Source organism: Candidatus Pseudomonas auctus (assembly GCF_048654275.1).
Lineage (GTDB): Bacteria > Pseudomonadota > Gammaproteobacteria > Pseudomonadales > Pseudomonadaceae > Aquipseudomonas > Aquipseudomonas pharyngis.
This window is the reverse complement of sequence record NZ_JBJYZK010000004.1, coordinates 193476-205860: the sequence shown is the minus strand read 5'-3', so window position 1 is coordinate 205860 and position 12385 is coordinate 193476. Positions and strand designations below refer to the sequence as shown.

General features: G+C 61.9%; 9 protein-coding genes and 1 other RNA gene. 1 reads left to right on the top strand and 9 read right to left on the bottom strand.

Annotated features, from left to right (window positions below; all coding sequences use genetic code 11):
* Positions 1-22 precede the first annotated feature (22 nt).
* The 4 genes from recR to dnaX form a co-directional block, all read right to left on the bottom strand.
* Positions 23-625 (bottom strand): recombination mediator RecR, encoded by a 603-nt coding sequence (recR, locus tag ACKUG4_RS09990; RefSeq protein WP_007951652.1) that lies wholly within the window; start codon positions 623-625, stop codon positions 23-25.
* Between the two features lie 66 nt (positions 626-691).
* Positions 692-1726, bottom strand: coding sequence for an NADPH-dependent curcumin/dihydrocurcumin reductase (gene curA, locus ACKUG4_RS09985; protein WP_285412307.1), 1035 nt, complete (start codon positions 1724-1726; stop codon positions 692-694).
* A 262-nt stretch (positions 1727-1988) separates the two neighbouring features.
* Entirely contained in the window at positions 1989-2327 is a 339-nt protein-coding gene (locus ACKUG4_RS09980) for a YbaB/EbfC family nucleoid-associated protein (RefSeq protein WP_007951650.1), read from the bottom strand.
* A 67-nt stretch (positions 2328-2394) separates the two neighbouring features.
* Positions 2395-4491, bottom strand: a complete 2097-nt coding sequence (gene dnaX, locus ACKUG4_RS09975; RefSeq protein ID WP_445433908.1) for a DNA polymerase III subunit gamma/tau — start codon at positions 4489-4491, stop codon at positions 2395-2397.
* 145 nt (positions 4492-4636) lie between these two features.
* Here dnaX and ACKUG4_RS09970 point away from each other — a divergent pair, with 145 nt between their 5' ends.
* Positions 4637-5386 (top strand): substrate-binding periplasmic protein, encoded by a 750-nt coding sequence (locus tag ACKUG4_RS09970; RefSeq protein ID WP_445433907.1) that lies wholly within the window; start codon positions 4637-4639, stop codon positions 5384-5386.
* Positions 5387-5395: 9 nt separating this feature from the next.
* On the opposite strand, the gene ACKUG4_RS09965 is transcribed toward ACKUG4_RS09970, so the two are convergent.
* The 5 genes from ACKUG4_RS09965 to zipA form a co-directional block, all read right to left on the bottom strand.
* The gene (locus ACKUG4_RS09965) at positions 5396-7354 is read right to left on the bottom strand and encodes a hypothetical protein (RefSeq protein WP_445433906.1); all 1959 of its coding nucleotides are present in this window, start codon (positions 7352-7354) and stop codon (positions 5396-5398) included.
* 232 nt (positions 7355-7586) lie between these two features.
* Positions 7587-7683, bottom strand: an RNA gene (gene ffs, locus ACKUG4_RS09960) — signal recognition particle sRNA small type.
* A 111-nt stretch (positions 7684-7794) separates the two neighbouring features.
* On the bottom strand, positions 7795-8961 hold the full coding sequence (locus ACKUG4_RS09955; RefSeq protein WP_445433905.1) for a zinc-binding metallopeptidase family protein: 1167 nt from the start codon (positions 8959-8961) through the stop codon (positions 7795-7797).
* A 68-nt stretch (positions 8962-9029) separates the two neighbouring features.
* Positions 9030-11387: an NAD-dependent DNA ligase LigA gene (ligA, locus tag ACKUG4_RS09950; RefSeq protein WP_445433904.1), complete on the bottom strand. Its 2358-nt coding sequence runs from the start codon at positions 11385-11387 to the stop codon at positions 9030-9032.
* Positions 11388-11474: 87 nt separating this feature from the next.
* Positions 11475-12341 carry a cell division protein ZipA gene (zipA, locus tag ACKUG4_RS09945; protein ID WP_085613290.1) on the bottom strand — a complete coding sequence of 289 codons (867 nt, stop codon included), beginning with the start codon at positions 12339-12341 and terminating at the stop codon, positions 11475-11477.
* Between the last annotated feature and the right edge of the window lie 44 nt (positions 12342-12385).

Below are 12385 nucleotides of genomic sequence, written 5' to 3'. Positions count from 1 at the left end.
GTTTTCAACAGGATTGTGTGGCTCAGAGGGAAATCGGCTTGCGCCCGGCAAACGAGTGAGCCAGCGTGCCGCCGTCCACCAGCTCCAGTTCGCCGCCCAGCGGCACGCCGTGAGCGATGCGCGAGGCGATCAAGCCTTTGTTCTGCAGCAACTGGGCGATGTAGTGTGCCGTCGCTTCGCCTTCCACGGTCGGGTTGGTGGCGAGGATGACTTCGGTGAAGGTGCCCGCCTCTTCGATCCGCGCCATCAATTGCGGAATGCCGATGGCTTCCGGGCCCAGGCCGTCCAGCGGCGACAGGTGCCCCTTGAGCACGAAATAGCGCCCGCGAAATCCGGTCTGCTCGACCGCGTAGACATCCATCGGCCCTTCCACCACGCACAGCAGCGTGTCGTCGCGGCGGGTGTCGGCGCATTGCGGGCACAGATCGTCTTCGGTCAGCGTGCGGCACTGGCGGCAGTGTCCGACCCCTTCCATGGCCTGGCTCAAGGCCTGGGCCAGGCGCGTACCGCCGCTGCGGTCACGTTCGAGCAACTGCAACGCCATACGCTGGGCAGTTTTCTGACCCACGCCCGGCAAGGTTCGCAGGGCGTCGATCAGTTGGCGAATCAAAGGGCTGAAGCTCATGGGGAAAAAGTCCGACAAAACAACGAGACGCGGTTTATACCCGCGCCTCCGGCCAGCGTCAAATCCTCAGTCCTGGGCGACCTTCACCACCAGTTTGCCGAAGTTGCGCCCCTCCAGCAGCCCGATAAACGCCTCAGGCGCCTGCTCCAGGCCCTCGACCACGTCCTCGCGGAATTTCACCTTGCCCTCGCGCACCCACGGCACCATCGCGCTGATAAATTCCGGCTGACGGTCACCGTAGTCGTCGAACACGATGAAACCCTGAATCCGTACGCGTTTGGTCAGCAAGGTGCGTTGCAACATGGGCAGGCGATCCGGGCCTTTCGGCGCTTCCGAAGCGTTGTAGCCAGCAATCAGGCCACACAACGGGACCCGCGCCTTGGGATTGAGGAGCGGCACGACGGCATCGAAGACGTGACCGCCGACGTTTTCATAATAGATGTCGATGCCATTGGGGCAGGCCTTGGCCAGTTGTTCGGCGAAATCCGGCGCCTTGTGATCGATACAGGCGTCGAAGCCCAGTTCCTCGACCACGTATTTGCACTTCTCGGCACCACCAGCCACGCCGACGGCGCGCAGACCTTTGATCTTCGCAACCTGGCCGACCACCGAGCCCACTGCGCCGGAAGCGGCGGCGACCACCAGGGTCTCCCCTTCTTTAGGCTGCCCGATGTCCATCAATCCCATGTAGGCGGTCATGCCCGGCATGCCCAGCACGCCAAGCGCCATCGACGGGCTCGGCAGGCCCGACGGAATCGGGATGATGTTGCGGCCATCGCTGATGCTGTGGCTTTGCCAACCGGTGGCACCGACGACCAGATCGCCAGGGTGGAATTTCGGATGACGCGACTGCTCGACCCGGCTGACAGCGCCACCGGTCATCACTTCGCCGATTTGTACCGGCGCCGCGTAGGACGGCGCGTCACTCATGCGTCCGCGCATGTAGGGATCGAGCGACAGGTACAGGGTCTTGAGCAACACCTGGCCGTCCTCAAGGTCCGGCAGCGCCTCGCGCTCCAGACGGAAATTCTCGGGCGTCGGCGCGCCCACCGGACGCGAGGCCAGCACGAAGCGTTGATTGAGGGTCAGAGGGTCGGACATGTCAGCGTCTCCTTTGAATGATGAATTCGGGGGTATAGGAAGCAGACCCTTGGGGCGGTGGGGTGTTCGATGTTTATTCCGGCAAATCGTGTTGACGCTTTCGCGAGCAAGCCCGCTCCCACATTTGAAATGCAATCCCATGTGAGAGCGGGCTTGCTCGCGAAGGCGTCATTACAGCCAACACATCTCTACCGGCCAGAAACAAAAATGCCAGGCGCACTGCCTGGCATTTTGTGTAGCTCATCTGTCGCCGGATGGCGAATCAGAACGGCAGTTTCATACCGGCCGGCAGGTTCATGCCAGCGGTCATGCTGCCCATTTTCGCCTGGCTGTTGGCTTCGATCTGACGCACAGCGGCGTTGACGGCTGCGGCCACCAGATCCTCGACCACTTCACGGTCGTCTTCGTCCAGGCCCGGCAGTACGCTCGGGTCGATGCTGACTTTTTTCACGTCATGACGACCGGTCATCACCACGGTGACCAGATCGCCACCGGCTTTGCCGGTGACTTCGGCGTTGGCCAGTTCTTCCTGCATCTTGGCCATTTTTTCCTGCATCTGCTGCGCCTGCTTCATCAGGCCGGCCATGCCACCTTTCATCATGGGAATCACCTCAAAAGTACTTGTATCAAAACAGCGCCCGGCCATACAGGCCGGACGCCCTCAGTTATTAGCCCTGACTGATCAGGGCGTCGACAGGTTCAATAGTATCGTGTCGCACGACCGCGCCGAACTGCTGGACCATCTGCTGGATGAACGGATCGCCGTGGATCGATTCTTCAGCCTCGCGCTGACGGTTGGCACGGCGCCGGGACGCGGCCTGGGCCGGGGTTTCCTGTTCGGGCTTGATCAGCTCGATGGTCAGGGTCAGCGTGCGTCCGTGGAACTGGTTCAGCGCATCGTTCAGGCGACGCTGCTGGGTGGCGTTGAACAAGGCGCTGTGGGCCGGGTCCAGGTGCATCAGCCAGTTGTCGCCATCGACCGCGATCAGCGTGCAGTTGGCGGCGATGCTGCCGGTCATGCCGGAAATCGGCAGTTGCGGGAACAGCTCCAGCCATTGCAGGGCCAGACCGGTGGCCGGCGCGGCGGCAGGTTCCGGCTCGGGTTCGGGAGTCGGTTCTGCGGCGTGTTCGCTGGCCAGATCGTCGAGGTAACTGTAGGCCGAATCCATGTCCGGCTCGATGTAGTCCTCGTCCAGCGGCGGCTCGTCGTCCATGTCCATGCCCGGTGTGGCGGCATCGACGTCGGCTACTGACGGCTCGGGGATCGGCGCGGCGGCCCACTCCGGGGCGTCCGGCACGACGCTGTCCGGGGTCGGCAGTGGCATTGGCGGCAAATCGGGTTGTTCGGCGGTGGTTTCCAGAACGGGCTCCACCGCTGGCTGCTGCACAGGCGCCGGTTCTACCGGGTCATTCCACGGCAGATCGACAACTTCCTCAACGGCAACCGGCTCTGGCTCTGGCTCTGGCTCTGGCTCAGGAACGGGTTCCGGCGCAATCACCTGGGCAACCGGTGCAGGCTCGGGAGCAGGCGTAACCACCGGTGCTGGCGCGGGTGTGGGTGCAACAGCCGCAGCAACTACCGGCGCAGGTTTCGGCGCGGCAGCCACTGAGTTTGCGGAATCAACTGTGGCCTGGCTGATCCCCACTGGCTTTAGCGGTTGCCTCGGGGCGTCTGCCGTGTCCGCCGGCCGGAAGGCCAGCATCCGCAGCAGGACCATTTCGAAGCCGCCTCGCGGGTCCGGCGCCAGCGGCAAGTCGCGGCGGCCGATCAGGCCCATCTGGTAATAGAACTGCACGTCTTCAGCCGGCAACGCCTGGGCCAGTGCCAGCACCCGGTCACGGTCGCCATGACCGTTGTCGACACCTTCCGGCAAGGCCTGGGCGATGGCGACACGGTGCAGCACATTGAGAATTTCCGAGAGCACGCCGTTCCAGTCCGGCCCCTGTTCGGCCAGATGGCGCACGGCTTCGAGCAACGCCTTGGCGTCGCCTTCAATCAGCGCGTGCAACACGTCGTAGACCTGACCGTGATCCAGCGTACCGAGCATCGCCCGCACATCGGCGGCCAACACTTTGCCTTCACCGAAGGCGATGGCCTGGTCGGTCAGGCTCATGGCGTCACGCATCGAACCGTCCGCCGCGCGGCCGAGCAGCCACAGGGCGTCATCTTCGAACGGGACGTTTTCGGCGCCCAGAACGTGGGTGAGATGCTCGACCACCCGCTCAGGCGTCATGTTCTTCAGGGAGAACTGCAGGCATCGCGACAAAATCGTTGCCGGAAGTTTCTGCGGGTCAGTGGTCGCCAGGATGAACTTGACGTAGGGCGGCGGCTCTTCGAGGGTTTTCAGCAGCGCATTGAAGGAATGGCTGGAGAGCATGTGCACTTCGTCGATCAGGTAGACCTTGAAGCGCCCGCGGCTCGGGGCGTACTGCACGTTGTCGAGCAGCTCGCGGGTGTCCTCGACCTTGGTCCGGCTCGCGGCGTCGATCTCGATCAGGTCGACGAAACGGCCTTCATCGATCTCACGGCACACCGAACACTCGCCACACGGGCTTGAAGTGATACCTGTTTCACAGTTCAGGCATTTGGCGATGATCCGCGCAATCGTGGTCTTGCCGACGCCCCGCGTACCCGTGAAGAGGTAGGCGTGGTGCAGGCGCTGGCTGTCCAAGGCATTGATCAGAGCCTTGAGCACATGGGTCTGGCCGACCATTTCGCGGAACGAGCGCGGACGCCATTTACGTGCAAGAACCTGATAACTCATCGAAAACCGTCGCGGCAAAGGAAGCAGAAGCGGCTAATGCTAGCGGAGCAAGGGCAAAATTGCATCCGGTGTGCTCGTCTATTCTGGCTAAGCTGCATGGGCAGGGGCTTTTATCGGTTCGGGATCGGGAATTACCGGAGCGTTTATGCGGTGGGCCGTGGGGGCAATACTGGGAATCAGCCTGAGCGCGATGGCGTCGCAACCGCCGCTACGCTTCGCCGTTGCCGACAGCTGGGCGATGCCGATGGTGCAGATCGAACGCGGCCGCCCGACCCAGGGCATCCTCTACGACATGATGCTCAGCCTGGCGACCCAGGTCGGCGTGCCGGCGCAATTTCACGTCCTGCCCCGCGCCCGGGTGCAGAACGCCATGGAACACGGCGAAGTCGACGTGCGCTGCTATGCCGCACAATCCTGGCTGCCGAACCTGTCCGGGGACTACATCTGGAGTCTGCCGCTGTTCTTCCAGCGCGACCTGCTGATCAGCCGTCAGGACCAGCCGCCCAACGCCGATCCGGCCCACCTGCCCCGCCAGTCGATCGGCACCGTCCTCGGCTACAGCTACCCCACGCTACAACCGATATTCGACGCCGATCGACTCTGGCGCGAAGACGCGCGCAATCAGGAGCAGGTGCTCGACAAACTGCTGGCCGGCCGCTACCGCTACGCCGTGAGCAATCAGTGGACCCTGGACTGGTTCAACCAGCGCCTGCTGCCAGGGCAACAACTGCAAGCGGTGGCGGTGTTGCAGGAACAGAAGGTCGGTTGCTATGTACGCAACGATCCGAACGTGCCGGTGCAGCAGATATTGAGGACGTTGCTGCGGATGAAAATGTCGGGGGAGATTGATGACATCATTCGGTTGTATACCGGCAGCGCGGGCGGCGAACCGTAAGCCAGACCCTCAATGCCCCGCCGTATCACGAAACCGCTGGTACTCGTGATACTCGACCCACGCAACCACATCGTACGGCACGTAAAGCTTCAGCCTGGCCCGGGAGATGGCGATGTACACGGCGCAGATCCGCTGATCGAACGCGTAGGCGTCCTTGAATTTCTCATTGGTCAGCAGCCCCGGTGTCAGTAGCACCTTGTCGAACTCCATGCCACCCGCCTCTTCCGCCAGCATCAGCAGGCAGCCGTTGCCGGCGTTGTCGATCATTCGGTTCAGGCGTGTCAGGTCGGCAATCATGAAACCGTTTTCCAGCTTGGCCTTGACCCGCAGAAACGACTCGTCGAACCGGTTGGCGTCGCACACGGCCTGCCAGTCGGGCAGGTCGCTGAAATACGGATGCACGCCGTTTTCGCTGAATTCGGAGCGGTAGAAATCAGGTTTGAACAGTTCGATGGCGGTGGCCATGAAATGCTTGAGTTCATCCTGGGTGCGCTTGTCCGGGAATCTGAACTTGCAGTTGGCGTCGTGCAGGTGGATGGCCCAGATCATCGTGTCCCACGGCGATGCCGTCAGCACCACGCAGCCTTCGGGCGGCACAAAACCTTCCGGATATTCCTTGATCAGGACATCAGCATCACTGGCGCCTTCGAACGGTATCTTGCCCTTCTGCGAGTGCCGGGCGATCAGCGGATTGACCAGCCGCTCGACGTTGCGACCCGAACGCACGGAATAGCTGATATCGCTCTGGCGAACCTCACGGTGCCGTTTGACCGGCACGCCGCTGGCCTGCTGGTACTCGTCGCCGAGGGTGATCAGCACTTGGCGGCCACGTTCGATGATCTGCAACAGCGAGCCGGGAATATCCTGGCTCTCGTCGATCAGCACATGCGTGTAGCGCGCCGGCACCACGCAACCAGCAATGCAGGCCCGCTTGATCATCAGCAGCGCTTCGAAGCCAGTCTGGCTGCCCCACGCCGGGTTGAGTTCGAGATAGCCCCACACCCGGCTCGAATACTCCAGCAACACCTGAGCGTCGACGCTGGAGAGCGGCTGGTTGAAATGCGGCAGATGCTTCGCCGAAAAGGTGTGATCGCGGAAGCGGCAGTAGCGCTCGATCACCTTGAGGCAGAGTTCAAGGGTTGCCGGTCCGTCGTGGTGGCGAAAGCCGAAGATATTCAGTTCCTGCGCCAGCGCCTGGCGACTGAGGATCCGAGTCGCCCCTTCAGCCTGAGGCCTGCGCCCGAGCATCAGCGACTGGGCAAACGCCAGGAAGGTCTTGCCAGCCTTCTTCTCGCTCGGCCCCACCATGCGCTGACGAAGAACTTCGAGCTTGGCCGGGGTGCGCGCCAGCAACAGAGTCTTTTCCGGGCGCAGGTGCTCCAGCAACGCCACCAGCAGATGGCTTTTGCCGATTCCTGCGTAGCCTTGAACGTGCAGGTCTTCGTCCAGATTGGCGCGGAAGGTTCTGACCAGTTTGTCCTGTGCCGGGCTCAACCAGCGCTCGCGCTGTCGGGGCGTCACGATCGGCTGGCTGAACGGGTCATGGCTGCGATGGCGCCGCACCTTGTATTCGAAGTCCCACTGGCCGTCGGGCAACAAGTAGTCGCGTGCGGATACTTCTTCGGCCGACAGAAAACGCAGGTTCAGAGGATTCAGGACCTTCAGGCCGAAATACAGTTTGCGCGGGTCGAACAGTCGCTGCGCTTCCGACAGCAGGCTCGCCGTGGTTGATTGCCGAGTTTCAGCAGCCCAGGACAAGAGCTTTGCCAGAATTTTCTCTGCCGCCACGGCGCCGAGATCCTGCTCTTTCGTCTGCACCAGATTCTGGATGACCAGCACTGCCGCCAATTCGGGATCGGTCAGGCTTTCGAGGGCTTTGGCGCCACTCGCCTGCAACAGGTTCGCGCAGGTTTCATCCGTGACGGGCAAGAACACGGGGCTGGATAGATCGGAATGTTCCGGGAGCATAAAACCTCGCGGCCAGGGCGCAGACCTTGCTGGGTCGATCCTGGCCAGACTCTTCATTTATTTCGGTGGCTGCGAGTATGCGGGATTGAAGAGCAAATGATTACCCCGTGTCGGCGCCCTCGCGAGCAAGAGGTTCGGGTACGAAACGCCAAATCGCAGGCATAAAAAAACCGCAGTGGGCGAAACCCATGCAGTTCGGTGTTGATTCGTTCGATGTTCGTTAAGGTGGTAACCCTACCAGCCACACCCCGGCACACAATGTTCCCGCTGTGGCTGCTGCCTTCCGGCTCTGACCAGGTTCACGGGTAATCGTTGCGGGGGGACCGATAGGGTCACCATAACGACACTCGCCTGTCGGCGAGCCGCGCCATTGTACCTATCTGAGACGAAGTTACAACCGCTGGTTGCAGATTAAAAATATGAAGGGCTTCAAGCACTTGCTATTGCGCCTGAAGCACCTCGTCCGCGCGGCCGCCCTCTTGCTGGATCACCAGATGAATGAAGTGCAGCTTGGCAATCGCCGCTGGCGGCAGCACGAACGGATAGAAATCCGGCTGGCCCATGCTGCGCGACAGTTCGTTGAGCATGCCGGCCAGTTCGATCCACGCGTTGACGAACGACAGGAATGCCGCGCCGCCGGGATGCTCGGGGTCGTACAGCGTGCTCGACGGAAACGGCTGGTAATCCAGATCCATCTCCCGGGCACTCATGCCGAAACCCAGCGCCGTGTCCACCGCGTCCATCATATGCAGGTAATGCGCCCAGGTTTCCGCCCAGTCTTCCCACGGATGCATGGTGGCGTAGGCACTGACGTAGTGCTGCGACCAGTCCGCCGGCGCGCCCTGTTGATAATGCCGTTCAAGCGCCTCGGCATAACTGGCGCGCTCGTCGCCGAACAGGTTGCGGAATGAACCGAGCCACGGGCCGTTGTCGATCAGGCGATCCCAATAGTAATGCCCGACCTCGTGGCGAAAGTGCCCGAGCAACGTGCGATAGGGTTCGTGCATCTGCGCCCGGACCCGTTCGCGGTGGGCGTCGTCGGCTTCTTCGATGTCGAGGGTGATCAGGCCGTTGGCGTGGCCGGTCATGGGTGCATTGCCTTGCAGATCGACGCCGATGAAATCGAAGGCCAGGCCGGTGGCTTCGTCGACGGTTTTCGGGACGACCGGCAGTCCAAGGCTGATCAGTTGCGCGACCAGTCGCCGCTTGGCGATTTCCACCTTGCGCCAGCGTTCGGGGTTTTCCGGGACGGACAGGTCGGGGATGGTGCGATTCAGAGCGCAGGCCGCGCAGAGGGTGTCGTGATCATTGGCGGGCAGCAGCCAGTTACAGGCCGCCGGGGTGTCGAGATTGGCGCAGCGCCGGAACAGCCCGGCGTCGGGATCGACGTCCAGCGTCCAGGTGCCCTTTTGCGGCCCCGGCTGCAACGAGGTCAGTCGACTGTGTTCCGGTTGATAACCCAGCGCCGCGTTACAGGCCAGGCACTGGCTGTTGCGAAAGAACAGCGACTGGCCGCAGCGACACGGCCAGACTTTGCTGTTGCGCGAGGATTCGCCCATGAACGGCGCGACGATGCGAGAACTGAGCTGCTCGAAAAAGCGGTACATGGCGATCTCTCCCTTGGGCTTGCCAAGACTAGATCATTCCCGCGAGCTGATCGTTCCCGCGCGTTGCGTCAGGCGGAAATACCGTGTCCTTTCAGGAACGCAATAAACGCCTCCTCATCCATGACCCTCACTCCCAGTTCGTTGGCCTTGGTCAGTTTCGACCCCGCACCCGGTCCGGCGACCACGCAATGGGTCTTGGCCGACACGGAGCCGGCAACCTTGGCGCCGAGGCTTTCCAGGTGTTCCTTGGCGATGTCGCGGCTCATCAACTCGACCTTGCCGGTCAGCACCCAGGTTTCGCCGGCCAGCGGCAGGCCTTCGACGACTTTCTTTTCGCTTTGCCAGTGCATGCCGAAATCGCGCAGTTGCTTTTCGGCGTCTTCAGCCAGTTGACGATGCTCGGGCAAGGCAAAAAACTCGCGTACCGAATTGGCCTGCTTCTCCGGCAATGCCTGGCGCATGTCCAACCAGTCAGCGGTCATCACCCCTTCCAGCGTTTCGAACTTGTCAGCCAGCTTCTGCGCCCCGCCCGGCCCCACCGAAGGAATGTGCAGCTTGTCGAGGAAGCCGCCCAGCGTGGTGCTCGCAGCAAACTCGGCACCCAGCTCGCCCTGATCCTGAATCTGCAAACCGTGGCCCAGCAGCTCGGTGATCACCTGCCGGTTGTGCGCATCTTCGAAGAAGCTGTGAATCTCGTGCGCCACTTCCAGACCGATGTCCGGCAGGTAAGTCAGCACTTGCGGCAAGGCTTGCTGAACACGCTCCAGCGACCCCAGCGAACGCGCCAGCACCTTGGCCGTCTCTTCGCCGACATCCGGGATGCCCAGCGCATAGATGAACCGCGCCAGCCCCGGCTTCTTGCTGTCTTCAATCGCAGCCAGCAACTTGTTGCTCGACACCTCGGCGAAGCCTTCCAGGTCGACGATGTCATCGAACTTCAGGGCGTAAAGATCGGCCGGCGAACTGACCAGACCTTCGTCCACCAACTGCTCGACGCTCTTGTCGCCAAGACCTTCGATGTCCATCGCGCGACGGGAGACGAAGTGAATGATCGCCTGCTTGAGTTGCGCACCGCACGCCAGTCGGCCGACGCAGCGATACACCGCGCCTTCGCTGATGGTTTCCTTACCCTTGCTGCGCTTGACCAGTTGCGTGCGCTCGACGTGGGAGCCGCAGACCGGGCAGCTCTCGGGAATCTGCACCGGCCGCGCATCTTCGGGACGACGCTCGGTGACGACCTGCACCACTTGCGGGATCACGTCACCGGCGCGGCGAATGATCACCGTGTCGCCGATCATCAAGCCCAGCCGGGCCACTTCATCCATGTTGTGCAGCGTGGCATTGGCCACGGTGACGCCGGCAACCTTGACCGGTTTTAACCGCGCCACGGGTGTGACGGCACCGGTGCGGCCGACCTGGAATTCCACGTCGAGCAGTTCGGTGAGTTCTTCCATGGCCGGAAATTTGTGGGCGATGGCCCAACGAGGTTCGCGGGCGCGGAAGCCCAGTTCGCGCTGATCGGCAATGCTGTTGACCTTGAACACCACGCCATCGATTTCATAGGCCAGCGAGTTGCGGCGTTCGCCTATATCGCGGTAGTAATCCAGGCATTCGCCAATGCCCTTGGCCAGTTTCAATTCGTGGCTGATCGGCATGCCCCAGGCTTGCAGTTGCTTGAGGTTGCCGATGTGGGTGTCGGAAATATCGTGAGAGACCTGACCGATGCCGTAGCAGCAGAATTCCAGCGGGCGGTTGGCGGTGATCTTCGAATCCAGCTGACGCAGGCTGCCGGCGGCGGCGTTGCGCGGGTTGGCGAAGGTTTTGCCGCCGACTTCCAGTTGCGAAGCGTTGAGGCGTTCGAAACCGGCCTTGGACATGAACACTTCGCCGCGCACTTCAAGGGTCGCCGGCCAGCCCGTGCCGTGCAGTTTCAGGGGGATGTTGCGCACCGTGCGCACGTTGACGCTGATGTCTTCGCCGGTGGTGCCGTCGCCGCGCGTGGCACCGCGCACCAGCACGCCGTCCTGATACAGCAGACTGACCGCCAAGCCATCGAGTTTCGGTTCGCAGCTGTATTCCACCGCCGCGCCACCGCCAAATAGATCGCCGGCCGGCAGGTCCAGACCCTCGGTCACCCGACGGTCGAACTCGCGCATGTCGGTTTCTTCGAAGGCGTTGCCGAGGCTGAGCATCGGCACTTCGTGACGCACCTGGGTGAACGCGGTCAGCGCCACGCTGCCGACGCGCTGGGTCGGCGAATCGCTGGTGATCAGTTCCGGGTTGGCCGCTTCCAGCGCCTTGAGCTCGTGGAACAACCGGTCGTACTCGGCATCCGGAATGCTCGGCTCATCGAGGACGTGGTAACGGTAGTTGTGCTGATCGAGTTCAGCGCGCAGCTTTAGAATGCGGTCTTTGGCGGCAGTCATGGGTGTTCTCTCATAAAGCAAAAGAGCAGCCGAGGCTGCTCAATCTATTTTGCCGATTGCCTCTTTATGACGAGGCAACCTTTTCAATCAACGCTTCTGGGTCAGGGCGCGACGTTCGAATTCAACGATGCGCTGACGGTAGTGCTCGATGGTCTGCGCGGTCAGGACGCTGCGCTGGTCATCTTTCAATTCGCCGTTCAGTTCCTGGGACAGCTTGCGGGCTGCCGCGACCATCACGTCGAAGGCCTGCTTCGGATGACGCGGGCCTGGCAGGCCGAGGAAGAAGCTCACCGCCGGGGTGCTGAAATGGTCGATGTCGTCCAGATCGAAGATGCCCGGCTTGACCGCGTTGGCCATGGAGAACAGCACTTCACCGTTGCCGGCCATGCTTTCGTGACGGTGGAAGATATCCATCTCGCCGAAACGCAGACCGCTTTCCAGAATGTTCTGCAGCAGTGCCGGGCCCTTGAAGCCGGCCGGGTCGCGGCAGATCACGCTGATCACCAGCACTTCTTCGGCTTGCGGCTGATCTTTATCGGCAACGGCAGGCGACGACTTGGCGGCAGATTCGACAAAATCATCATCGCGGCTGCTGAAGCTCGGGCCGCCGTCCAGATCCAGATCGAGGTTCAGGTCCCCCTGGGCCGGACCGTTGCTGCCACGCTTGCCGCGCTTGGAACCGGATTCGCGAGGCTCGCGTGCTTCGCGGGCCGGCATGCTCACCGATGGCAGATCGTGTTCGTCCAGTTGTGGCTCTTTATGGGTATCCAGCACGCGGGCCGGGCCCAGCAGTTCGGCGCTGGTGTCCTCGTCCGGCAGGTTGGACAGACTTCGGTCAAGACGGAATTTCAGTTTTCCCTTGCCGCCGCGCATACGGCGCCAGCCATCGAAAAGAATACCGGCTATCACAATGATGCCGATGACGATCAGCCACTCGCGCAGACCGATTTCCATGTAATCCCGTGCCTCTATAAAAAATGCTGAAAAATAAGGGGTTT